Raw genomic sequence first — 22,605 nt, 5'->3', positions numbered from 1 at the left:
TGAACAAAATTGAAGAAAACAGGCGTTACACTAATCGTTCTCATGATACTGACTCTACTAATTGCACCCTTTCAGTCTGCCATGGCAAGCTCGGCAATTTCAGTGAAATTGTCTAATTATATCGGAAACAAAACAAGCATAGATATCTCAACAACTGGGGAATACAAGCTATCAGGATCAAATGTTGCTGTGACGAAAAGATATGACGGCAAAAATAGATACGAAGTAGCCAACAGCATCGCATCTGCTGGCTGGAAAAATCCATCAACTGTTGTCATTGTCAGTCGTGATGCATTTGATCATGCAATTTCTGTATCACCGTTAGCATACAAACTGGGCGCACCTATTTTGTATACGAATATTGAAAAACTGACGAAAACAACAGAAAACCAGCTCAAGAAAATGAAGCCGGATAACATTCTGATTGTCGGAAATACGAAAAGCATTTCAACAGCTGCTGAGAAGTCTATTAAAAAGTATGGCAAAGTCAGACGTATTAGTGGAAAAGATAAGTTTGAAATCTCCCAAAAAATCGCTAAAGAAATGGGTAACTATAAGCAAGCTGTCGTTGTCGGCGGGAACTCATTTATGAATGGGATTGCCATTGCATCCTACGCATCGAGAAAGGGATACCCTATCCTGTTAACAAAAAAAGATTCCATTCCGTCTTATAGAATGCCAAGTAAAGTGATCATCATCGGCAGTACGAAAAGTACTGGACAAAAAGTTGAAAATCAAATCAAAAAAACCTCACAGGTGACAAGAATCAGCGGTGCCAATCGCTATGAATTATCTGTGAATATTATAAAGAAATTAAATATTAATGCAGATAAAGTTTATTTGGCAAAAGCCTCTAGCTATATTTATGCGATGCCGCTGTCTCAATTGGCTGCAAAATCTAACAGTACGGTTGTGTATGTAAAGCCCGATTCTGTCACAGCGTCTTTAAAAGCACTGCTGAAGGAAAAAGGTACATATGCTTATCATCTTGCTGGCAGCACAAGTGCAATTAAAGATAGCTTGAAAAACTCATTAGCCAAACAAGTCTATCTGAAAAAAAATCAAAATTACCAATTGAATATTTCTAACGGAAAAATTTCATTAAAAGGCATAAAGACGTATAACACAGTAAGAGTTGTTCCTGAGAAATATTCAACAAAAAATGTCCTTCAAATTGCAGGAAAGCCGTATTTAGGCAGCGTAAACTTTGCAATTGAATCAGGGTATATCAGGCCGACTCTCGAAAATATTCCATTTGAAGACTATTTAAAAGGTGTAGTGCCAAATGAAATGCCTGCAAGCTGGAATGTCGAAGCGTTAAAAGCACAGGCGGTTGCCGCTAGAACGTATTCGGTGAAAAGTATTGGCAAAGTCGTCCCTGATACAACAGCCTTCCAAGTATATGGGGGATATAACTGGTACACAAATTCGACAAAAGCTGTCGATGCTACAAAAGGAAAGGTTCTGAAATACAACAATCAGCTCATTTCAGCAACCTATTACTCTAGCAATGGCGGTTATACAGAGGCAAGTGAAGAAGTATGGGGAAATGCACTGCCATACTTAGTGGCCAAAAAGGATCCAAAAGATCCAGTCAATCCATGGACACTGAAACTCTCTAAAAAACAACTAGGCACGACATGGACTGCTAGCACAGCAGCATCTGAGTGGTCTAAAGCAAAAGAGACAAATGCAGCTGACCTTGCAGGCCTGAAATCATGGCTGCTCAAAAACAAAGAAACTGCTGCATCTGATATGAAAATCGCATCGATCTCAAGCCTGACGTTCTCAGGGAAAACAAAAGGACAGCGTGCGAAGACGGTATCGATCAAACTGACATACCACCTGAAAAACAAAACAGGCACATATTCGGTAAACAAAAGCACAACGGCAAGTATGAAGATGACCGAGTTTCGATCAGTCATGGGCGCAACAAAGGTGAAAAGCACGTTTGCGTCAGTCAAAAACAATACAAATGACTTCACGATTTCAGGAAAAGGATATGGCCACGGCATTGGTATGAGCCAATACGGAGCTAAAGCGAGAGCTGAATCTGGAAACTCATATTCTTCCATACTCTCGTTCTACTATCCAGGTACAAAACTAACAAACTATTAAAGGGAAAAAGGAGGACATAGAAGATGCGCTCAATGATGAAAACAGCCATCCTCAGCCTCATCGCCATTTTCGTTATCGTTCCAACAGCATTGGCAGACAATTCAGTCTCAAGAATTGATGGCGGGAGCAGATATGCTGTAGCGGCAAATGTAGCGAAAAAAGGATGGGGAACTGCAAGTACAGTCGTTTTAGTAGGGAAAACTGCGTATGCAGATGCAACAGCAGGAATTCCACTTGCATATCAAAAAAATGGACCAGTTCTTTACACAAACAGTAAAAGCCTTTCGGGTGATACAAAGAAAGCCTTAACTTCATTAAAAACAAAGACGGTGATCGTTTTAGGCAGCACATCAAGTGTGTCAAACAACGTGGTCAACCAAGTGAAGAAAATGGGCATCTCCACACAGCGTATTTCAGGAAAAAACCGATATGAGCTATCTGCCAATATCGCGAAAAAAATGAAAAAGCCAGCAGGCGTCGTTGTCGTTGAGGGTTCTTTCTATGCACATGGGATTGCGATTGCACCTGTAGCAGCTCAAAAAGGATTCCCAATTCTATATACAGATAAAAAGGGACTTCGTTCTGAAATAGCTTCTGTTGCAAAAGCAAGCAATGTGAAACAAACCATTGTAGTCGGCGGAGAGAATTACGTCACAAAAGCAGCTTATAACCAATTGAAATCACCAACACGGATCAAAGGCTCGACTCGTTATGATGTCGCGGCAAATATTGTGAAAAAGTACAATATGAGTGTCAATAATACCTATGTAGGAAGAGGATTTGGTTATGCCACTTCATCTTCTGCTGCAGGCATTGCAGCGAAGCAAAACAAAGCATTGCTTCTAACGAATGAAAAGACACTGCCAAAAGTAACAAGAGCAACAGTGAGCAGTAAGAAAATCACCAAATTTACTGTCGTAGGCAGTACAAATACAGTGACACCAACTGTTGTGAACCAGTTGAAAAACCCGGCTGTTGGTAAAAAAGTATTCATTGATCCAGGTCATGGCGCGCATGATTCAGGAGCTGTAGGATACGGATTATATGAAAAGAATTTGAATTTAGATGTAGCAAAGCGTTTAAATACGAAATTAAACAACGCTGGTGCACTTGTGACCATGTCAAGAACATCAGACACATTTGATAGTCTTCAAACACGAGTGAGCAAAGGTGCGTCAGCAAATGCAGATATCTTTATCAGTGTCCATGCGAACTCAAACGATAACAGCAGTGCAAATGGAACAGAAACGTATTATGACAAAACCTATGCGGCTGCAAACAGCCTGAAGCTGGCGCAAAACATCCAGCCTAAAATGGTCAGCGCACTAGGTACAAGAGACCGTGGTGTGAAAACAGCTGGCTTCTACGTCATTAAATATTCTAAGATGCCGAGCGTTCTTTTGGAAACTGGTTTTGTTTCCAGTCCAGTTGATTCAAACATCTTGAAATCTGCTACGTATAAAGATCGATTAGCGTCAGGCATTTCAAGCGGTGTGTCAGGTTATTTTAGATAAGAAAACACAAACCTGAGGGGTGCCTCAGATACTCCTCTTAGGCTGCTCGAGAACGTACTCGGCAGCCTTTTTTCAAAAGTCGATGAAGAAACATTGTCAAGTTAAAAATACATTTCATTTTTGGTTATGTTTGTTATAATTGAAACATAGAAGGTGAATGGTTTACACATAAATCTTCAAACGACAGCAAACCGACAAATCATGAAGAGGTGACGATCTTGAAAAAATTAATCACAATGCCGTTTCTAGTATTGCTTCTAGGAGTATTGCTCACAGCGTGCGGCACAACAAATCAATCAAGCGATAACAAAAAGGATGACAGCAAAAAAGAAACAACTGAAGCAGCCGATCAAAACAAAGATAAGGCTGCGGACGAAAAATCAGAAGATCAATCATCAAATGAAAAAGCAGATGATCAAAGTAAAGAAACAGCTGCTCAAAAAGAAGAGCCGGCAAGTCAATCTGATGAAGAGGCAAAAGACAGCTCAAGCAAAGAAATTACAAAAGAAGAACCTGCTAAAGACCAATCAAAAGCTGACTCAAAAGGTGACTCTAAAACAAAGAAAGAATCAACGACTAGTAAGAAAAATGAAATCACCAAAGAAGGCACATATGTCGGTTTGGCTGATGGACATACAATTGCTGTCAACATTGACGGCAAAGAAGTAGCTATTCAATTCGGAAATACATTTTCTAAACAAGTGAACAGCTTAAAAGAAGAATCAAAAGTGAAAGTAACCTATACAAAAGATGCAAACGGAACACTTCGATTAAAAACGATCGAATCTGTAAAAGCAAAATAAAGAAAAGACCCGGAGACCCGCAGAATTGCGGGTCTTTTTTACGTTCAAAAGGGCATAACTTGATATAAGTGCACATTCTTAACACAGTTTTACAAGACTTAACAGCGCATTTACATTTGCTTAATGTTGCTCTGCTAAACTGACTTTCATAGAACATCTCTTTACACAACAACTACTTTGAATGGTGAGGTGCAGGTCAGTGAGTGCAGAGAAAGCGATGAATCTTTACAGAGAATATGAAGTGAGACGAAATCACTCTTTTGCCTTAACAGAACATATGGTTCGTTATTTATTTGCAAAACGTTTCATAGATTTAATGTTCTCGTTCATCGGATTGATGTTGAGTACGCCAATCATTTTGCTGTTTGCTCTTTTGATTAAGCTGGAAACACCAGGACCAGCCTTTTATATGCAGGAAAGGGTCGGGAAAGACGGTGTTTACTTTAAATTATGGAAGCTCAGATCGATGAGAATTGACGCAGAAAGCGGAGGAGCGAAATGGGCGCAAAAAAATGACCCACGTATCACCAAAGTGGGGGCATTCATCCGTAAAACAAGAATTGATGAACTTCCGCAATTTATCAACGTGTTAAAAGGAGAAATGAGTATCGTAGGCCCTCGTCCAGAAAGACCGATGTTTACCGCAGAATTTAATCGGACGATTCCAGGCTTCACAAAAAGATTGGCAGTAAAGCCGGGGCTGACAGGTCTTGCTCAAGTAAATGGCGGATATGAAATGAGTCCAAGTGAAAAATTAACACACGACTTACAGTATATTCAAAACTTGACATTTTCTCTCGACACGAAGATTATGGTAAAAACGTTAAAAGTCATCATGACTGGTGACGGAGCCAGATAAGTAAAGTAGGGAAGAGAAATGGCAAGTATGAAAAAACGCATGCTAGGCGGGGCAAAATGGACAAGCTTGTCCGCATTGATCATCACCATTATCCAAATCGCACAGTTCGCCTTTTTAGGGAACGTGATGTCACTCAAGGAGTTTGGACTTGTTGGCATGATCACAACTGTCACAATATTTACGCAGATTTTGCTTGATCTAGGAATTGGGGCAGCGATCATTCAAAAGGAACAAACGACAGAACGTCAATTATCTACATTATATTGGATTAACCTGCTCACAGGGATTATCTTGTTTTGTCTGCTCATTCTGCTAAGCCCAATGATAGCCGCTTTTTATAACCGGCCAGAGCTAGAAGGTCTGCTCAAGCTATTATCGATCATGTTTCTGATCGCACCGATTGGCCAGCAGTACCAGTATATGATGCAAAAAGACTTAGCCTTTAAAACATTAAGCACCATTGAAACCATTGCAACCATCATATCGCTGCTCGTTTTACTCGTTTTCGCCTTCTTTATGAATCCGATTATCGCCTATGTCATTTCTCAAGTGCTGCTGCAATCAGGAAAAGGTCTCATGTATGCAGCGGCTTATTGGAAGAAGTGGCGTCCAGCACCTGTATTTGCATTAGGAGAAGTGAAGGAATTTTTCTCATTCGGTGCATTCCAGCTCGCATCCAGACTGGTCAACCGAGCAGGATCAAACATCGACATGATTTTAATCGGCCGGTTTCTTGGAGCGGAAGCGTTAGGTATTTACAGCTTGGCGTATCAAATTGTGACAATACCCGTGCTGAAGATAAATCCGATTGTGACGAGAGTGGCTTTCCCGGTTTTCGCAAAAAGTCAGCGGGATCACTCCATGCTGCGAGAGGGCTTCCTAAGTATGACGAATATGCTCGCATTGGTTAGTTTTCCATTATTAATCGGCCTTGCTGCGGTATCAGACAGCTTTATAGAAGTCGTGTTTGGAGAGAAATGGCTAGTAGCGGTCCCGGTTTTAAATATATTGTGCATTGTCGGCCTGCTGCGTGTGCTGATGAATCCAAACGGTTCAATCCTTCTTGCAAAAGGGAGAGCGGACTTAGCCTTTTATTGGGATACGGGAATGCTCATCGTGTATGGCTGCGCATTATATGCAGGTGTCACTACAGGCAGTCTGCTTACAGTAGCTTGGATCTACTCAGGTGTCAGTCTGCTCAACTTTATTGTCGGCAGATGGCTTATGGCATATGTCATTCAGCTTGATATGAAGGTGTATTTAAAATCACTTGGAAAACCTGCTGTCATGACGCTGTTCATGGCGGTCTGTGCGGTAGCTTTACATCAAGGGATGAAGCTGACGTCAGCAGATATTTCACTTCAATTACTACTGACTGTTTGTGTCAGTGCTGCATTGTATAGCTTGCTGCTCATCAAAATGTATCCGCAGGTTGCAGGCAAATTATTGAGAAGAGGTCGTTCGTCATGAAGGTACTATGGCTGACAAGTGTATATCCTAGTGAAAAACATCCGAGTGAGGGCGTATTTCATGAAACGCAAGTACAGGAGCTGCTCAAACAAGGAATAGAAGTGACTGTCATTTGTCCTAATCCAGTGAATCCGCCGATTTTACGGATGCTCAAGGCATCCTATCGGCAGAAAAGGGATCTGCCTGAACAGGAAGTGAGGAACGGAGTGAAGGTTTACAGACCGCCTTATCCAGCGCTCCCTGGACAGCTGAAATGGGCGCAGCCGAGTAAACGAATAGCGGCTTCCGTTCTCAGAGCAATGCAGCGTCATCAGTTGTCACCAGATTTTATCCATGCGCACTTTGCCATGCCGTCTGGCGGAGCGGCGGCTGTTATTCAGAAAGAAACGAAAATCCCTTATCTTCTGACCTTGCACGGCAGTGATGTGAACGTATATCCGAACTATAGCAAAGGGGCGAAGGCAGCCTTTGAAACGGCGGTGAGGCAGGCATCTGCTGTTCTGACAGTGAGTGAGGAGCTGGCTAAAAAGACAAATGAGATGACGAAGGTAGAAGCAAAATGTCTTCCGCTTGGTATTCCGCTCCGATCATTTTCCGGAACGGAAGAAGGTCAAGAAGGCATCAGAAAGCACTTACGTTTACCGCTTCAAGATAAGCTCGTTGTTTTCGTCGGGCGTTTAGTGAAAGAGAAGGGCTTGCTTGAATTAGCTGATGTTGTCAGCAGCATGGATGGAGTGAAAGCAGTCTTTGTTGGAAAAGGCCCCCTTGCAAACGAACTCAAGGAACGGGCAGGGGCATCTATTATACTCCCAGGGCAGGTGCCGAATGAGCAGGTGAGAGACTACTTAATGGCAGCTGATCTGTTTGCACTCCCTTCCTACAGTGAAGGAATGCCAACCGTCGTTCTAGAAGCGCTCGCTTTAAAAGTACCTGTCATTGCAACACGGGTTGGTGGTCTCCCATCCTTATTTTCAACCTATCAACACCTGCTCGTTGAACCGCGTTCGACGCGTCAGCTGAAAGAGGCGATTCACGCCTGTCTTTATGAAAATAGATGGAATGAAGCAGTGAAGAACGATCTTCATGAAATGGTTCATACAGAATATTCATCAGAACATAATGCGAAGCATCTCATTCAGCAATATGAGAAGGTGCTCAATCAATCAACATCCATCGTTTAAACAAGATGAAATGTGCAAAGAATGATAGATAGATAAACAGCTTGGAACGGACAATATGCTTTTACTGAGAGGATGAAAAATGTTGAAGAAAATTGCTGTGATTGGAACAGGTTATGTCGGGTTAGTATCGGGTACTTGTTTTGCTGATATCGGAAATCGTGTCATCTGCTGTGACATCGATGAATCAAAAATCAACAGCTTAAAAAGTGGTGTCGTTCCCATTTATGAACCAGGTTTAAAAGAATTGATTGAAAAGAATACAGAAGAAGGAAGACTGTTTTTTACAACGAATATTCCTGCCGCTATTAGGGAATCAGAGATTATCTATATTGCCGTAGGGACACCGATGACACCACAGGGGGAAGCAGATTTAACGTACGTGAAAGCCGTCGCTCAAACGATCGGTGAACACCTGAATGGCTATAAAATCATCGTCAATAAAAGCACAGTGCCCGTTGGAACAGGGCGTCTCGTTCAAGCCATTGTTGAAAAGGCATCGCGCAGCAAATATCCATTTGACGTCGTATCCAATCCAGAGTTTCTCCGAGAAGGTTCTGCGATTCAAGATACGATGAATATGGAGCGGGCGGTCATTGGTTCGACAAGCACTCATGCCTCTACCATCATCAAAAGGCTGCATGATCCGTTTCAAACAGAAGTTGTGGAGACCAACTTAGAAAGTGCTGAAATGATTAAGTATGCTGCAAATGCCATGCTTGCCACAAAAATCTCATTTATTAATGACATTGCAAATATTTGCGAGCGGGTAGGCGCTGACGTTGAAAAAGTCAGTGAAGGAGTTGGATTAGACAGCCGCATCGGGCATAAATTTTTAAAAGCAGGCATTGGATTTGGGGGATCTTGTTTCCCGAAAGACACGATGGCTCTTCTCAAAATTGCCGAAACATCCGGGTACCGGTTCAAGCTGATCGAATCTGTCATTGAAACGAACAACAACCAAAGAGCCCACCTTGTCAGCAAATTGATGAGTGTGTTCGGTGATATTAAAGGAAAAACCATTTCTGTCTTAGGCCTTGCCTTTAAACCGAATACGAATGATATGCGTTCAGCGCCTGCACTAGATATTATCCCAATGCTGAGAGAGCTGGGGGCTTTTGTGAAAGCTTATGATCCGATTGCTTATGTAGAAGCTGAACGTGAGCTTGGCCCGCAGGCGGTTTTCAGCAACGATCTGTACGAAACAGTAAAAGATACAGATGCCTGTCTCATCCTAACAGAATGGGATGACGTACAGAAGATGGATAAAGATCAGATCAAGCAGCTACTTCGTTCGCCGATTGTAATTGATGGAAGGAATTTGTTTGATCCAGCAGAAATGAAAGAGAGAGGATTTATTTACCAGTCTATCGGCCGCCCAAGTGTATGGGAAGCAGAATTGGTATCGAAGGCACAATAACAGGGGGAGCTTGGATGAAGAAAGTATTGGTTACTGGGGGAAGCGGATTTATTGGATCACATACGGTAGAGGCTTTACTAGAAAAAGGCTATGAGCCCATCGTTCTTGATAACTTTTCGACTGGATCACGAGAAAATATTGCTCATCTTTCCGTGCAATGTATGGAGGCAGATGTCACAAAGCCAGCGACGATTGATTTGATCAAACAAATCGCACCGGATTATATCATTCATCTTGCAGCACAAGTAAGTGTAGCCGTTTCCGTTCAGGATTTCGTATATGACGAAGAGGTCAATATAAAAGGATCTCTGCACGTCATGAAAGCTGCGGCTGAAGCAGGAGTGGAAAAAGTCATCTTTGCCTCATCGGCAGCTGTCTATGGAGACCCGGTGTATCTGCCAGTAGACACCGCTCACCGGCTGAAGCCTGGTTCACCTTATGGCTTAGCAAAACTGACAGTAGAGCGGTATTTAGAAATGGCAAAATCACTCTATGATGTGGACTATTGTATTCTCAGGTATAGCAATGTATATGGTCCGCGCCAAGATGCACTTGGCGAAGGCGGTGTTGTCTCTATTTTCTCTGATAAGTTTGCAAAGGATGAGGCTCCTTTTATCTTTGGAGATGGGGAACAAACAAGAGACTTTATCTATGTGGGTGATCTAGCGGCAGCAAATGTTGCAGCTTTAACAGCCCAATCAAACGTTTGTTTAAATATTTCGTGTGGTGATTCCATCACTGTGAATGAACTGTTTCAAACGATGAAACGGGTAACGAGATCACAGCTTGAACCGATTTACAAGCCGCAGCGTGCAGGAGATATCGTGCATAGTACATTGGCAAATGAGGAAACGAAACAAGTCTTAGCATGGGAGCCTGTTGTGAGTTTACAGGAAGGTTTGGCTCGTACCATTTCCTACTATAAACAGGAAGTCAAGGCTTAATCCCTCAAATCGGATGGGTTGCTTAGGAGGAAAATGGGTATGAGTGTGAAACAAACAGCATGGCAAATCATGATCGGATGTATATTACTTGCAGCAGGGCTAGGACTTGTACAATTGGCGTCTGCGCAGCCCGCCGGGTTAAAAAAGATCGTCGCCATTCCAGTCCTGCTTTTAGTCCTGACGGCTTTTCTCGTGTTAATGAAGCTATACATGAATGGTGATCAAGTGTTCATGTCAGCCATATATCTTTTAATTTCATTGACCTTTCTCAACAACGCTTTCTTTTCAATTAGTGCCGGATTCTTTAGTCTTTTTCTCTACCGTATCATGCTCATTGTCGCCTTTGCTTTATTCATATGGCGGATGAGAGATAAGGGAACGTACATATCGCAGTGGCAGCAGATTCGTGTAAAAGGCATTCTTGGTTTTTTCGCTGCATGGTTTCTTTACGGGCTCATCTCACTGCTGTGGGCTCATTCGGTGACAGATGGTCTTAAATATATGTCCCTTCTTGCGATGGGGATGGGTTTTGTCTTTCTAGTGGTCATGTACATTCAGCGAATGGATCAAGTGGTCACCTTTTATAGCATTTGGCTTGTCATGACTGTATTTGTCATGGGGATAGGGTTTTATAATCACTTTACTTTGAACCATTTACCGAATACTTCATTGTATCTTGGGCCGGCTTATAAACAGCACTATCCTACAGCTGTCTTTTTTAACCAAAATGACTTTGCGACGTTTTTATCCATTAGCTTTTTCTTGTATTTAGCGTGTATGCGGCAAATGAAAAATGGTTATATCAAAGCCTTTGGATTATTTGGCGCCATCGCAGCACTGTATCTCATTTTGTTAACAGAATCCCGCGCCAGCCTGCTTGGTATATTTGCAGGAGTGGTCATCTATGTGTGGCTTCTCATGCCGCGCTTTCTCAAAAAGTGGTCACTCATCGCAGCAGGCGGACTTGGTGTCATCTGTATCGCTGTTTTTTCAGCCAAGATTTATTCAGTCTTTTATGACTTGTTTCTCGCTTCTCAGGTCGCGCATTCTTTTAGTGAACCACTCCCATCCAACATTGCGAGAGCGAATTTGATCAAAAATGCATGGCATTTCTTTACGGATTCATACGGGTTTGGTGTCGGAGCGGGGAATGTGTCTTACTACTTAGCCCACTTTTCGATCTTTGATACAGATCAAGTCGTTGAAGTGCACAATTGGCTGCTGGAAGTGATGACGAACTTTGGATTTGCGGTCATGCTTGGCTATATCTCCGTCTACGCTTATCTCATGTTCACGCTGTATAAACAATACCAATGGGCTGACACAAGATCAGCAAAAATGATCATTGAAGGTTTGTTTGCTGCCATGCTGAGCTTTCTCGTTTCAAGTATCAGTCCTAGTTCTGTCTCGAATTTATATTTCCACTGGGTCTTTTTAGGACTCGTGATCGCAGCGGTGAATATGTTGAAAAACAAACAGCGCTTGGTAAACCGGGTGTGATGCTGCGCTGGTATGGCTACACTAATGAAAAAGCAAATACGTCAATGTTGGGAGAATGAACATGTCTGGTTTCATATCTAGAATAGGGAAGCGAATCAAAAAGTATATTGTATGGCTTGTGCTTCTGCCAGTCGTATTAGGCGCTTTTGGATTCTTTTTTGCCAAAGGAACAGTGCAGCAGTCTAGTTACACAGCTGCCGTTAAGCTTACACTTGGTAAATATGATGACGGAGTGTATAACAATATCGCAGAAGTGACATCTCTATTAAAAAGCGATGCATTTTTAAATGAAGCACTCAGTGATGTGAAAGAAGAAGAAAGGCAGGATGTGAAAAGCCGCCTCATCCTCACCAATCAATCAGATACACAATTACAGCTGTCCTTCACAGATGCTGATAAGGATCATGCTTTAGCTGTCGTGAAGCAGGTGTCAGATACATTTCTGAAGCAAGACAAAGCATTATTTACAAAAAGGCAGCAGGTGATTGAAAGTAGATTATCTGCTCTAGAAGACGAATCTGTCAGCAACGATTCCAAAGTAGATAAAGAGCGATTTTTATATGAATTGGAGTCTACAAAGCTTGGAATGAAGCAGGCGAAGATTGTTGATCCTGCTCAAGTTCTTGATGAAGGCAATAAAGGCATGTCAGCGAAAAAGCGGGCACTGCTTGGACTTGTCATTGGCTTTAGTATCTCGCTCATGTTTGTGGTCTTACCCGAAGTGTTCAAAGAATCTTAATGATGAACTGGAGATGAGTCTTAGGTGAACAATCAACCGTTAGTATCAATCATTACACCGGCCTATAATGCGGAACGCTATTTAACGGATACAGTTCATTCCGTCCTTGCCCAAACCTATTCTAATTGGGAACTGATCATCGCAGATGATTGTTCAACAGATGGAACAAGGAAGCTGCTTGGGGACTTAAGTGAAGCAGACGACAGAATCCACGTCATTTATTTAGAGCAAAATGGGGGAGCCGCCATCGCTAGAAACGCAGCCATCAAACAGGCAAAAGGCCGCTTTATTGCTTTTTTAGATAGCGATGATAAGTGGAAAGAGACGAAGCTTGAACAGCAGGTAGACTTTATGCTGACAAACGATTATGCCTTTACATTCACGGCGTATGACATCATTGCAGAAAATGGAGAAGCTTTAGAAAAAACTGTCACTGCACCAGCAAGATTAACTTATGATGAAGCTTTGAAAAATACCATTATCGGCTGTTTAACGGTGATGCTTGATGTAGAGAAGATAGGACATGTAGAAATGCCGAACATCCGCACAAGACAGGATTTAGCTACGTGGCTGTCCATATTAAAAAGAGGATTTACAGCCTATGGAATGAGTGAACCGCTCAGTGAATACCGCATCGTTGGAAACTCGATCTCTAGTAACAAGTGGAAAGCAGCGAAAAAAACGTGGTTCGTCTACAGAGAAATTGAGCAGCTTCATTTTGTCAAAGCATCTTGGTGTTTTATGCACTATGCGACAAATGCTGTGAAGAAGCGCTTATAAACAGAAGGGAAAAAAGGTGATAAAGGTGAAAGCAGACTCGATCATACATGTTATCGTAGCGACGGGAGAATGGGGACAGGACGGCTTGAGGTATAGACGGCATCGACTGGCGGAATTTCTAGCATCTGATCCAGAAACGAAAGAGGTCATCTGGGTATGCCCATCTGCATCCCGTCATACAGCTCCCTTTCAGCCCATAACCGATCGAATGAAGCAATTGACCATTCCTGATGTGCTCAAGAGCAAATTTTTCCGCTTTGGCCGATATCAAGACATGTTCTATATTCATAAATTGTCCCCTCTTCTTGAGCATTTGCGGCAGGAAGAAAAGAAGGGAATCGCTGTTTGCTTATGGTATACGTTTCCGGGCTTTCCGCTCTTATCTTCTTTATTTGAATGGAAACATATTGTTTATGACTGCAGTGACCTGTGGGGAGAGCCGATAAGCGGCAAAAATAATTTGCTTTCTTATATGAGGCAGCGTGTCATTGTGAAAGCAGAAAATCGAATCATCAAATACGCACACAGCATTACATGCTCTTCTCAATACTTACACGATCAAATCAAAAAGCGTCTTATGGGCGAACCAAAAGATGTGTTTACAGTGGAAAATGGCGTTGAGTACGATGTGTTTGCAAAAAGCAATCTTCCATGTAAGGAGGATGTGCTGCAAGGTAGAGAAGGAACTGTTCTTGGTTTTATTGGAGGCATCAAGCCGAAACTGGATTTTGACATGATAGCAGAAGCTGCCCGCATGCAGCCTGATTGGACATTTTTATTTGTCGGTCCGGATGGAACAAATGGTGATCCGTCTTTTCAGCATGCACTTAAACTGCCGAATGTGATTTGGACAGGTGCTGTTGCACCAGAAGAAGTGCCTGCGTATATGAAGCTGATTGATGTAGGCATGATGCCATACAAACAATCTCCTTACAATCAAGCCGTGTTTCCGCTCAAGCTATATGAATTTTTAGCCGCAGGAATACCGGTTGTTGGTTTAAATCTTCCGTCAACGGAAAGGCTAAAAGAGAATGATGTGTATGAATATTTAGAAGGCGAGGATCCTGCGCTCTTCGTAGAAGCCTGCCAAAAAGTGATCAGCAAAAAAGACGACATGACCTATAGACATCTAAGACAAAGCCGTGCGAAGAAAAAAGATTGGCACGCGCTGTTCACAAATATGGTGGAACTAACGAATATTAAAGAAAACGCATAATTCATCAGGGATTGTGCGTTTTTATTTGTTTCTTCTTCACAGGGAGAGCTTGTGATCATCCTCTATTCAATTGTATAATGGAAAGAGCGGCCAATATACAAAATACAGATTTCAATTTAGAAGGAGACTGACCTATGGATTACGAACGCGCCTTATTAGCGTTTTTTGTCTCTCTGGCTACAGTTTTAATTGTGACACCAATCGTCAAAAAGTTTGCAATTAAGATTGGTGCAGTGGACCAGCCGAATAAACGAAAAGTTCATGATAAAGTAATGCCTCGAATGGGCGGTTTGGCAATTTTTATTGGGGTAGCGGCTGGAGCATTAGCAGGCGGGCTGTTTCTACATAATAAAATTACAGCAATTTCAGTTGGTGCCGTACTTATCGTCATTCTAGGTATATTTGATGATAAATATAATTTAAGTGCAAGATTTAAATTTCTCGTACAAGTTCTTGTTGCTTGTCTGATTGTAAGCACAGGCTTAAAAATGGACTTTTTCTCTGTTCCTTTCTTAACAGATCGAATTGAGTTAGGCTGGATGGCATATCCCCTAACCGTGTTATGGATTGTCGGAATCACAAATGCCATTAATTTAATTGACGGCCTTGATGGACTGGCTGCCGGTATTTCTGTCATCGGTTTATCAACTATTGCCGTGATGGCATTTTCAGCTGATAAAATTTTGATTCTTTCTTTATCACTTGTTGTCATTGGCAGTACCATCGGCTTTCTCTTTTACAACTTTCATCCGGCGAAGATTTTTATGGGTGACACCGGCTCGCTTTTTTTAGGCTATATGATTTCGGTGTTGTCACTATTAGGGCTGTACAAAAGTGTCACTTTGTTTAGTGTTGTTGTCCCAGTGATCATCTTAGGTGTCCCAATTTTCGATACCACCTTTGCCATCATTAGACGAATATTAAACAAACAGCCGATCTCAGCACCTGACAAGTCTCATATTCATCATAGACTGATGGCCTTTGGCTTGTCTCATCGCATGGCTGTTATCGTGATTTATATGATTGGCTTAGTCTTTAGCTTAAGTGCGATTTTGCTGACGAGCGCCACCATTTGGTTATCACTGATTATTATCTTTTTACTGGTCATGTTCATGCAGGTAATTGCAGAAGTCACAGGCTTGGTGAATGAAGAGTTTAAACCATTTACGAAATTTTATAAACGAATGGTCAAAAGACAGTAAAAAACAGCCCGTTCCTAGGAACTGGGCTGTTTTTATTATTGTCCAGGTGTGCTGGTCGATGAGTTAGTTGTATCAGTTGACTCTGTTTCACCAGAAGACGGATTGGTTTGTGAATCTGTTTCAGTTGAAGATTCAGTAGGAAGCTTTAAATGCGTCCGTAATTCATTTTGTACGTTAGCTAAATTGGTCGGATCTGGCTCAAAGTAATACGTGCGATTTGGCCCTAAATAAAGGTCTGATCCCTTAATAGAAAGAGTTTCTGTGTCGTCTCCTTTAAATCCGCTGTAGATTTGCTGAAGGGCAAGACCTTCTGTGATACGGAAATTGGTCGTAATGTGATCACTGACTTCTTTAGCAATGTTATCGACGTTCGCAATGTTATTTGGCTTTGCCATTTGATCAATCATTGCACGTAAAATTTGTTTCTGACGATCGTTACGTCCGAAATCACCGCGTGGATCTTGTTTTCTCATCCGTGCGTAAGCAAGTGCTTCTTCCCCGTTTAAATGCATATTGCCTTTTTTGAAGTAAATCTTTTTCGATTTTTTAACATCACTTTTTTCATTGAAGTCAAATGGAACATCGATATCAATTCCGCCGACTTCATCAATGACATCCTTGAATCCGTCAAAATCAACTGTTGCATACTTATCAATCGGAATATGCAAGAATTGTTCGACGGTTTCAATCGTTTCATCTTTACCACCTTTAGCAAATGCTGCATTGATCTTTTCTTTACTTCCTGTTGTATCACTTGCAAGCTGTACGCGTGTGTCACGAGGAATACTAACCATTTTCATCGTTTTGTCTTGAGGGTTAATCGTTGCGACAATGAGTGAATCTGAACGGCCATGATCACCCTTTGTGGCATAATCCTCAATTCCGACAAATAATACAGAGAAAGGTTTTTTCTTAATATCAATGACAGCATCACGAAGATTCGATTTCTCTCCACGGTTTAGTTCATCATATGTTTTGTCAGCAGCTTGAAGAGTATTGACGATTTTATATACTGCAAATCCGCCCATGCAGATGATAAGAAGCAAAAATAAGACCAGAATACGTTTGATAATTCTCTTCTTTTTACTTTTTTTCTTTCGTACACGCACTTTTACTCGTTGTGCCATTCATCTGTCTCCTTTATCGGACCAATGTCCTTTTCTAAATAAATCAGTTCGCCTTCTTTTGTAACACTCTTTCCATTTGTCAGCTCAGTCATCCACTCAATGAACTGCTCTGTTTGTGTTTCTTCGACATATGTCTCAAAAATAACATCTTCTGCATAATGGATTTCTTTTAGCTGAAAAGATGAGGCTCTAAGCTCATTCTCTACCTTTCCAAGCCATGTATAATCTATTGTTGTGTGCATTGTACGCATTAAACAGCGCTCTACCATTCCAACATGGTTGATAGCTTCTGATACAGATTTTCCGTAGGCACGAATCAATCCACCGGCACCTAGCTTGATACCGCCGAAATAACGAGTGACCACAACGACTGTATCTTTCAGCTTCCGTTTTTTTAGCACTTCAAGCATTGGCACACCTGCTGTACCGCTTGGTTCACCATCATCATTCGCTTTTTGAATCAGGTCATGTTCACCAATGAGATAGGCTGAACAATTATGTGTGGCATTCCAATGTTGTTTTTTAATGGATTGTATAAATGCTTGTGCTTCTTCTTCTGAGACAGCACGCTGTATATGACAAATAAAACGTGATTTTTCAATGACGATCTCATGCTCGCCACGACTTTTTACTGTAAGATAGCGATTCAGCAAAAGACATACCCTCCTGACAAGCAAATTGTAAGACTAGTGAAAATTTGCATTGGTTTTAGAATTTTACAGCGTATTTTGTTATGATGATAGGAGCGGAAAAAGGGTCGTCATAAAAACTTCATGATTATACGCATTCTTTCATTATAATTCGACATAAAATGCAGATCAATGACATTTATAATAAAAAAAGATGACATCACTGTTACGGGAGGGAAAAGCCATGACAACACCCAAAATGGATCCGAAATTATTGGATTCAATCATCATGAAAATGCTAAGTACAGTTGATGGCAGCAAGGACGAAGTATTTAGAATAGGCGAACAGTCCCGTCAACAATATGAAAGCCTAGTAGAAGAGCTGAAGCAAATCAAACAGCAAGTAAACGAAGTAATTGATTTTGGGGATAAGCTGGAAGTCCATACAAGACATGCTAGAAACCGCTTATCTGAGGTCAGCAGAAACTTCAACAAATTCAGCGAAGAAGAAATACGTGAGGCCTACGAAAAAGCACATAACTTGCAAGTGGAACTCACCATGATTCAGCAGCGCGAGAAGCAGCTGAGAGAAAGAAGAGACGATCTGGAAAGACGATTATTAAGCTTACAAGACGTCATTGAACGTTCTGAAACGCTTGTGAGTCAGATTACAGTTGTTCTCAACTATCTCAACCAGGATTTACGCCAGGTTGGCGTTTTACTTGAAGATGCTCAGGCAAAACAAGATTTTGGGCTGAGAATTATTGAAGCCCAAGAAGAAGAACGCAAAAGAGTGTCTCGGGAAATTCATGACGGCCCTGCTCAAATGCTGGCAAACGTGATGATGCGTTCCGAATTAATTGAACGGATTTTTAGAGACCGCGGTACAGAAGAAGGTTTTAAAGAAATTAGAAGTCTCAGACAGAATGTGCGAAATGCACTGTACGAAGTGAGAAGAATCATTTATGATTTAAGACCGATGGCTTTAGATGATTTGGGTCTGATTCCGACACTGAGAAAATACTTAAACACAATTGAAGAATATGATGGGAAAACCAAAATTACGTTCCAATGCCTAGGTGATACAGAAAGCGAAAGAATTGCTTCTCAATTTGAAGTAGCACTGTTTAGACTAGCCCAAGAAGCTGTCACAAATTCATTAAAACATTCTGAAGCTGAAGAAATCTCTGTCAAAGTAGAAGTAACGAAAGACTTTGTGACCTTAATTATTAAAGACGATGGAAAAGGCTTTGATATGAAAGATGTGAAAACAAACAAAAACAAATCCTTCGGTTTACTTGGCATGAAAGAACGCGTAGACTTACTGGAAGGTAAAATGACCATAGACTCAAAAATAGGTCTAGGGACATTCATCATGATTCGCGTGCCACTAACATTGCAAAATAAAATTGTAAAATAGAGTCAAAAGACATATTGACCATAAAGTTCAGGTGTAGAACAATAAACATGGGGAGGCGTAGCTTGTGACTAAAGTAAATATTGTAATTATTGATGACCACCAATTATTCCGTGAAGGTGTCAAACGGATTTTAGATTTTGAACCTACTTTTGAAGTAGTTGCAGAAGGAGACGACGGTGACGAAGCTGCACGTATCGTAGAACACTATCATCCGGATGTTGTCATTATGGACATTAATATGCCGAATGTAAATGGTGTTGAGGCTACAAAGCAGCTTGTTGAGCTTTATCCCGAATCAAAAGTCATTATTCTATCTATTCATGACGATGAAAACTATGTAACACATGCATTGAAAACAGGGGCGAGAGGCTACCTGCTAAAAGAAATGGATGCAGACACACTTATCGAAGCAGTGAAAGTTGTAGCTGACGGAGGCTCTTATTTACATCCGAAAGTCACTCATAATTTAGTAAATGAATTCCGACGCTTGGCAACTAGCGGCGTTTCAGCACATCCACAGCATGAGGTATATCCTGAAATTCGCAGACCACTTCATATCTTAACTAGACGTGAATGTGAAGTTCTTCAAATGTTAGCTGACGGAAAGAGCAACAGAGGAATCGGTGAATCGCTCTTTATTAGTGAGAAAACAGTTAAAAACCACGTGAGTAACATTTTGCAAAAAATGAATGTAAACGACCGTACACAAGCTGTTGTTGTAGCTATTAAAAACGGCTGGGTAGAAATGAGATAATGTTCCGGACAAGTACTCCTTTTTCGCCTGTTTTTATTCTCTCACATTTTAGGTGGAGAGAAATGATAGACAGGGTAAGGAGTCTTTTTCGGATATAGCGGGCTTGCCTATTGATTAGGCAGGCTTTTTTGATTACTATTATAAATCTAATGAAAAAATGATCATTCTTTTAAAATAAAAAAGAGTAACTTAACGAATAAGGAAGGTATTTAAGAATGAAAATAGCCGTTGTAACAGACAGTACTGCTTATCTACCACAAGAGCTGCGTGATAAACATAATATTCATATGATCCCCCTTAACGTCATCTTTGGCAGTGAATCATACCGTGAAGAAATAGAAATGGACTGGAAGACATATTATGAAGAAATCAAAAAACACAAAGATCTTCCAACAACCTCTCAGCCTGCTTTCGGTGAATTAATAGCCTTATATGAAAAACTAAGTGAAACATACGACGCCGTGATTAGTATCCACCTTTCAAGTGGAATTAGTGGAACGTATAATAGTGCGGTCTCAGCGAATGATCTAGTTGACGGGATTGATATTTACCCGTTTGATACAGAAACAAGCTGTATGGCACAAGGTTTTTATGTGTTAGAAGCTGCTGAAAAAATCCAAGAAGGTGCTTCTTTAGAAGAAGTGTTAGCACATCTAAATTACCTAAAAGAAAGTCAGCGGGCGTATTTTATGGTAGACGATTTAACTCATTTGCAAAGAGGCGGCAGATTAAATGGTGCTCAGGCCTTTATTGGAAGCCTCTTAAAGGTAAAGCCTATTTTGCATTTTGACAACAAGCTAATTGTTCCTTTTGAGAAGATTCGCACACGTAAAAAAGCCATTTCACGTATTTTTGAATTATTTGATGAAGATGCATCACGTGGTGTTCCGATGAGAGCAACACTGATACATGGTAATAGAGAAGAAGAAGCAGAAGAATTAATTGCGCACTTATCAGAAAAATATCCTCATGTTGAATTTTATAAAAGCTACTTTGGTGCCGTAATCGGCACCCATCTAGGTGAAGGTTCTTTAGCCCTTGGCTGGGTGATTAGATAATTCCTAAAAAACCTCTTTTCTTATTGAAAAGGGGTTTTGTTTTTCTATTTTACCTGTTGGACGAAATGTCATGTCTTTGTGCATAATAGCCGAACATCAATTGAAAGGTGTTTGGTAATGTTGAATATGGACAAAGCAATGGAACTAATGCGGCAGCTGCATTCACGTCATCTGCTCACCGTTGAAACAAAGTGCCCACAGTCCAATTTAGATTGGCTGGAGGAGAAGGGCTTAGTCAATCGGTCTCCAGCCATTGAGAGGAAAGCAAATGGTTTTACATGCTGCCGGTGCGGTGTATCACACAAGCGGTATTTCGCTCATTCTCCATGTGAAGTGTGTCAAAAGGATTGTGTGTACTGTAGATCATGCATCATGATGGGAAAAGCAACGGAATGTGGGTTTCTTTATGAATGGACAGGTCCACAAATGGTAGAAACATGTCGAGCCGAATTAACATGGCAGGGAGAGCTGTCTAAAGGACAAAAAAGAGCGTCAGAAAGAATGATTGAAGCTATTAAAAACAAATTTGATCTACTTGTTTGGGCGGTTTGCGGAGCAGGGAAAACGGAAGTGCTTTTTCACGGAATCGAATATGCGTTAAATCAAGGAATGAGGGTCTGTATTGCGACACCTAGAACAGATGTAGTGCTTGAACTCGAACCACGGCTTACAAAAGCATTTCAAGGGGTGACAATTACCGTACTTTACGGAGGCAGTTCTCAAAGGTTTCAAATAACACCGCTTGTGATCACCACAACCCACCAGCTGATGAGATACAAGAATGCTTTTGATGTGCTCATTGTAGATGAAGTCGATGCCTTCCCTTATTCAATGGATGAGCGTCTCCAATTTGCTGTTCTAAAGGCGATGAGAAAGAACAGAGGGGTCAGGATTTATTTAAGTGCGACACCCTCTAAAAAAATGACGAGAGAGGTTTCTCGTGGAAAACTGGAAGCGATAAAAATTCCTTTGCGTTTTCACGAGCAACCATTACCCGTACCGACCTTTCATTGGATCGGTCATTGGAAAAAGAAATTAAAAAAGAACCAGCTGCCCCCTAAAGTGATGAATTGGATGCAGAGACATATTGCAAATAAGAGAAGAATATTACTTTTTGTTCCTTCAATTGCTACCATGAAGAAGGTAACGAAGATTCTTCGAGAACAATCCTTGAACGTGGAGGGGGTATCTGCCGATGATCCGGATAGAAAACAAAAGGTTCAGCACTTTAGAGATTACGTATACGATGTACTAGTTACAACCACTATTCTAGAAAGAGGCGTAACGATTCCAAATGTTCAAGTGGGGGTACTAGGTTCGGAATCTACTATTTTTACAGAGAGTGCACTTGTTCAGATTTCTGGGCGGGTAGGCAGACACTCGGATTATTGTACAGGAGATGTTTTCCTTTTTCATTTTGGTTTAACGAGAAGTATGAAACAAGCAAAGAAGCATATCGCAAAAATGAATGATACGGCTGCAAAAGAGTTTTCTGAAAAACAGTGTGGGTTCAACTAAATCATGGTACATTATATTCACAATACACAAATGGCAGGAGAGACAAATATGCTACTCAATGCAAAAGAAATACTACTCAAGGAAATTCTCAATCAATATCTCAACCAATTAAACATGATTTGTCATTGTGAAAAGTGTATGGAAGATGTATTAGCGATTTCACTGAATCAAGTGAAACCACAATATATAACAGATATCGATAAAATATCCTACAGTAAATCTGAGATGGTGGATAAACAGAAGAATACTGCGATGCTGGTCATTCTGACAGAAGCAGCTTCCAAGGTCTCTGCATTTCCAAGGTGTGAAAATCGTCTGTTGCTGAACAAGGAAACCAATTGATTTGCCAAATTTGC

Annotated in this window: 20 protein-coding genes; 18 read left to right on the top strand and 2 right to left on the bottom strand. The window is 41.1% G+C overall.

The annotated features are described in order from the left end of the window. The first annotated feature begins 9 nt into the window (after window positions 1–9). The 13 genes from MHI23_RS16515 to MHI23_RS16455 all read left to right on the top strand — a co-directional run bounded on the left by MHI23_RS16515 (window position 10) and on the right by MHI23_RS16455 (window position 15,743). Window positions 10–2,118, top strand: a complete 2,109-nt coding sequence (locus MHI23_RS16515) for a SpoIID/LytB domain-containing protein (protein ID WP_342492106.1) — start codon at window positions 10–12, stop codon at window positions 2,116–2,118. Between the two features lie 23 nt (window positions 2,119–2,141). Then, on the top strand, window positions 2,142–3,632 hold the full coding sequence (locus MHI23_RS16510; RefSeq protein ID WP_024423639.1) for an N-acetylmuramoyl-L-alanine amidase: 1,491 nt from the start codon (window positions 2,142–2,144) through the stop codon (window positions 3,630–3,632). Window positions 3,633–3,841: 209 nt separating this feature from the next. Further along, the gene (locus MHI23_RS16505; protein WP_241218530.1) at window positions 3,842–4,435 is read left to right on the top strand and encodes a hypothetical protein; all 594 of its coding nucleotides are present in this window, start codon (window positions 3,842–3,844) and stop codon (window positions 4,433–4,435) included. A 199-nt stretch (window positions 4,436–4,634) separates the two neighbouring features. Next, window positions 4,635–5,294, top strand: coding sequence for an exopolysaccharide biosynthesis polyprenyl glycosylphosphotransferase (locus MHI23_RS16500; protein ID WP_024423636.1), 660 nt, complete (start codon window positions 4,635–4,637; stop codon window positions 5,292–5,294). Window positions 5,295–5,312: 18 nt separating this feature from the next. After that, a complete protein-coding gene (locus tag MHI23_RS16495) occupies window positions 5,313–6,764 on the top strand; it encodes an MOP flippase family protein (protein WP_342492105.1) in 1,452 nt (483 codons plus the stop codon). Further along, entirely contained in the window at window positions 6,761–7,945 is a 1,185-nt protein-coding gene (locus MHI23_RS16490) for a glycosyltransferase (protein WP_342492104.1), read from the top strand. Before MHI23_RS16495 ends, MHI23_RS16490 begins: the two co-directional genes overlap by 4 nt. Window positions 7,946–8,024: 79 nt before the next feature. After that, entirely contained in the window at window positions 8,025–9,362 is a 1,338-nt protein-coding gene (locus MHI23_RS16485; RefSeq protein WP_342492103.1) for a UDP-glucose/GDP-mannose dehydrogenase family protein, read from the top strand. Between the two features lie 14 nt (window positions 9,363–9,376). Then, window positions 9,377–10,306, top strand: coding sequence for an NAD-dependent epimerase/dehydratase family protein (locus MHI23_RS16480; protein ID WP_024423632.1), 930 nt, complete (start codon window positions 9,377–9,379; stop codon window positions 10,304–10,306). A gap of 39 nt (window positions 10,307–10,345) precedes the next feature. Next, a complete protein-coding gene (locus MHI23_RS16475; protein ID WP_342492102.1) occupies window positions 10,346–11,806 on the top strand; it encodes an O-antigen ligase family protein in 1,461 nt (486 codons plus the stop codon). Between the two features lie 61 nt (window positions 11,807–11,867). Continuing rightward, window positions 11,868–12,545, top strand: a complete 678-nt coding sequence (locus MHI23_RS16470) for a hypothetical protein (protein WP_342492101.1) — start codon at window positions 11,868–11,870, stop codon at window positions 12,543–12,545. Between the two features lie 24 nt (window positions 12,546–12,569). Next, window positions 12,570–13,325, top strand: a complete 756-nt coding sequence (locus MHI23_RS16465; protein WP_327822652.1) for a glycosyltransferase family 2 protein — start codon at window positions 12,570–12,572, stop codon at window positions 13,323–13,325. A 19-nt stretch (window positions 13,326–13,344) separates the two neighbouring features. Then, entirely contained in the window at window positions 13,345–14,541 is a 1,197-nt protein-coding gene (locus MHI23_RS16460) for a glycosyltransferase (protein WP_041108506.1), read from the top strand. A 134-nt stretch (window positions 14,542–14,675) separates the two neighbouring features. Continuing rightward, entirely contained in the window at window positions 14,676–15,743 is a 1,068-nt protein-coding gene (locus MHI23_RS16455) for an MraY family glycosyltransferase (RefSeq protein ID WP_024423627.1), read from the top strand. A 35-nt stretch (window positions 15,744–15,778) separates the two neighbouring features. Here the strand turns inward: MHI23_RS16455 and MHI23_RS16450 are convergent, their stop codons facing one another. After that, window positions 15,779–16,870 carry an LCP family protein gene (locus MHI23_RS16450; protein WP_224426751.1) on the bottom strand — a complete coding sequence of 364 codons (1,092 nt, stop codon included), beginning with the start codon at window positions 16,868–16,870 and terminating at the stop codon, window positions 15,779–15,781. Further along, window positions 16,855–17,523 (bottom strand): YigZ family protein, encoded by a 669-nt coding sequence (locus MHI23_RS16445; protein ID WP_012011434.1) that lies wholly within the window; start codon window positions 17,521–17,523, stop codon window positions 16,855–16,857. Before MHI23_RS16445 ends, MHI23_RS16450 begins: the two co-directional genes overlap by 16 nt. Before the next feature lie 220 nt (window positions 17,524–17,743). Between MHI23_RS16445 and MHI23_RS16440 the strand changes: the two genes are divergently transcribed. The 5 genes from MHI23_RS16440 to MHI23_RS16420 all read left to right on the top strand — a co-directional run bounded on the left by MHI23_RS16440 (window position 17,744) and on the right by MHI23_RS16420 (window position 22,591). After that, window positions 17,744–18,919: a sensor histidine kinase gene (locus MHI23_RS16440; protein ID WP_003213166.1), complete on the top strand. Its 1,176-nt coding sequence runs from the start codon at window positions 17,744–17,746 to the stop codon at window positions 18,917–18,919. Window positions 18,920–18,983: 64 nt separating this feature from the next. Next, window positions 18,984–19,673, top strand: a complete 690-nt coding sequence (degU, locus tag MHI23_RS16435; RefSeq protein WP_008348273.1) for a two-component system response regulator DegU — start codon at window positions 18,984–18,986, stop codon at window positions 19,671–19,673. A 215-nt stretch (window positions 19,674–19,888) separates the two neighbouring features. Beyond that, window positions 19,889–20,731, top strand: a complete 843-nt coding sequence (locus MHI23_RS16430; RefSeq protein WP_024423625.1) for a DegV family protein — start codon at window positions 19,889–19,891, stop codon at window positions 20,729–20,731. 120 nt (window positions 20,732–20,851) lie between these two features. Beyond that, complete coding sequence (locus tag MHI23_RS16425) at window positions 20,852–22,249, top strand: DEAD/DEAH box helicase (protein WP_277600436.1); 1,398 nt, start codon at window positions 20,852–20,854, stop codon at window positions 22,247–22,249. Between the two features lie 48 nt (window positions 22,250–22,297). Further along, window positions 22,298–22,591 (top strand): competence protein ComFB, encoded by a 294-nt coding sequence (locus MHI23_RS16420; RefSeq protein WP_024423623.1) that lies wholly within the window; start codon window positions 22,298–22,300, stop codon window positions 22,589–22,591. Window positions 22,592–22,605 lie beyond the last annotated feature (14 nt).

It is taken from the genome of Bacillus sp. FSL M7-0003 (assembly GCF_038628485.1).
Lineage (GTDB): Bacteria > Bacillota > Bacilli > Bacillales > Bacillaceae > Bacillus > Bacillus safensis.
Note: the sequence above shows the minus strand (reverse complement) of the source record. Positions and strands in the feature narration are given on the sequence as shown.

Coding starts and splice junctions, on each gene's coding strand:
- MHI23_RS16475 (WP_342492102.1), top strand. CDS start 10,346: ATGAGTGTGAAACAAACAGCATGGCAAATCATGATCGGATGTATATTA.
- MHI23_RS16440 (WP_003213166.1), top strand. CDS start 17,744: ATGACAACACCCAAAATGGATCCGAAATTATTGGATTCAATCATCATG.
- MHI23_RS16485 (WP_342492103.1), top strand. CDS start 8,025: ATGTTGAAGAAAATTGCTGTGATTGGAACAGGTTATGTCGGGTTAGTA.
- MHI23_RS16450 (WP_224426751.1), bottom strand. CDS start 16,870: ATGGCACAACGAGTAAAAGTGCGTGTACGAAAGAAAAAAAGTAAAAAG.
- MHI23_RS16430 (WP_024423625.1), top strand. CDS start 19,889: ATGAAAATAGCCGTTGTAACAGACAGTACTGCTTATCTACCACAAGAG.
- MHI23_RS16420 (WP_024423623.1), top strand. CDS start 22,298: ATGCTACTCAATGCAAAAGAAATACTACTCAAGGAAATTCTCAATCAA.
- MHI23_RS16510 (WP_024423639.1), top strand. CDS start 2,142: ATGCGCTCAATGATGAAAACAGCCATCCTCAGCCTCATCGCCATTTTC.
- MHI23_RS16470 (WP_342492101.1), top strand. CDS start 11,868: ATGTCTGGTTTCATATCTAGAATAGGGAAGCGAATCAAAAAGTATATT.
- MHI23_RS16495 (WP_342492105.1), top strand. CDS start 5,313: ATGGCAAGTATGAAAAAACGCATGCTAGGCGGGGCAAAATGGACAAGC.
- MHI23_RS16480 (WP_024423632.1), top strand. CDS start 9,377: ATGAAGAAAGTATTGGTTACTGGGGGAAGCGGATTTATTGGATCACAT.
- MHI23_RS16490 (WP_342492104.1), top strand. CDS start 6,761: ATGAAGGTACTATGGCTGACAAGTGTATATCCTAGTGAAAAACATCCG.
- MHI23_RS16455 (WP_024423627.1), top strand. CDS start 14,676: ATGGATTACGAACGCGCCTTATTAGCGTTTTTTGTCTCTCTGGCTACA.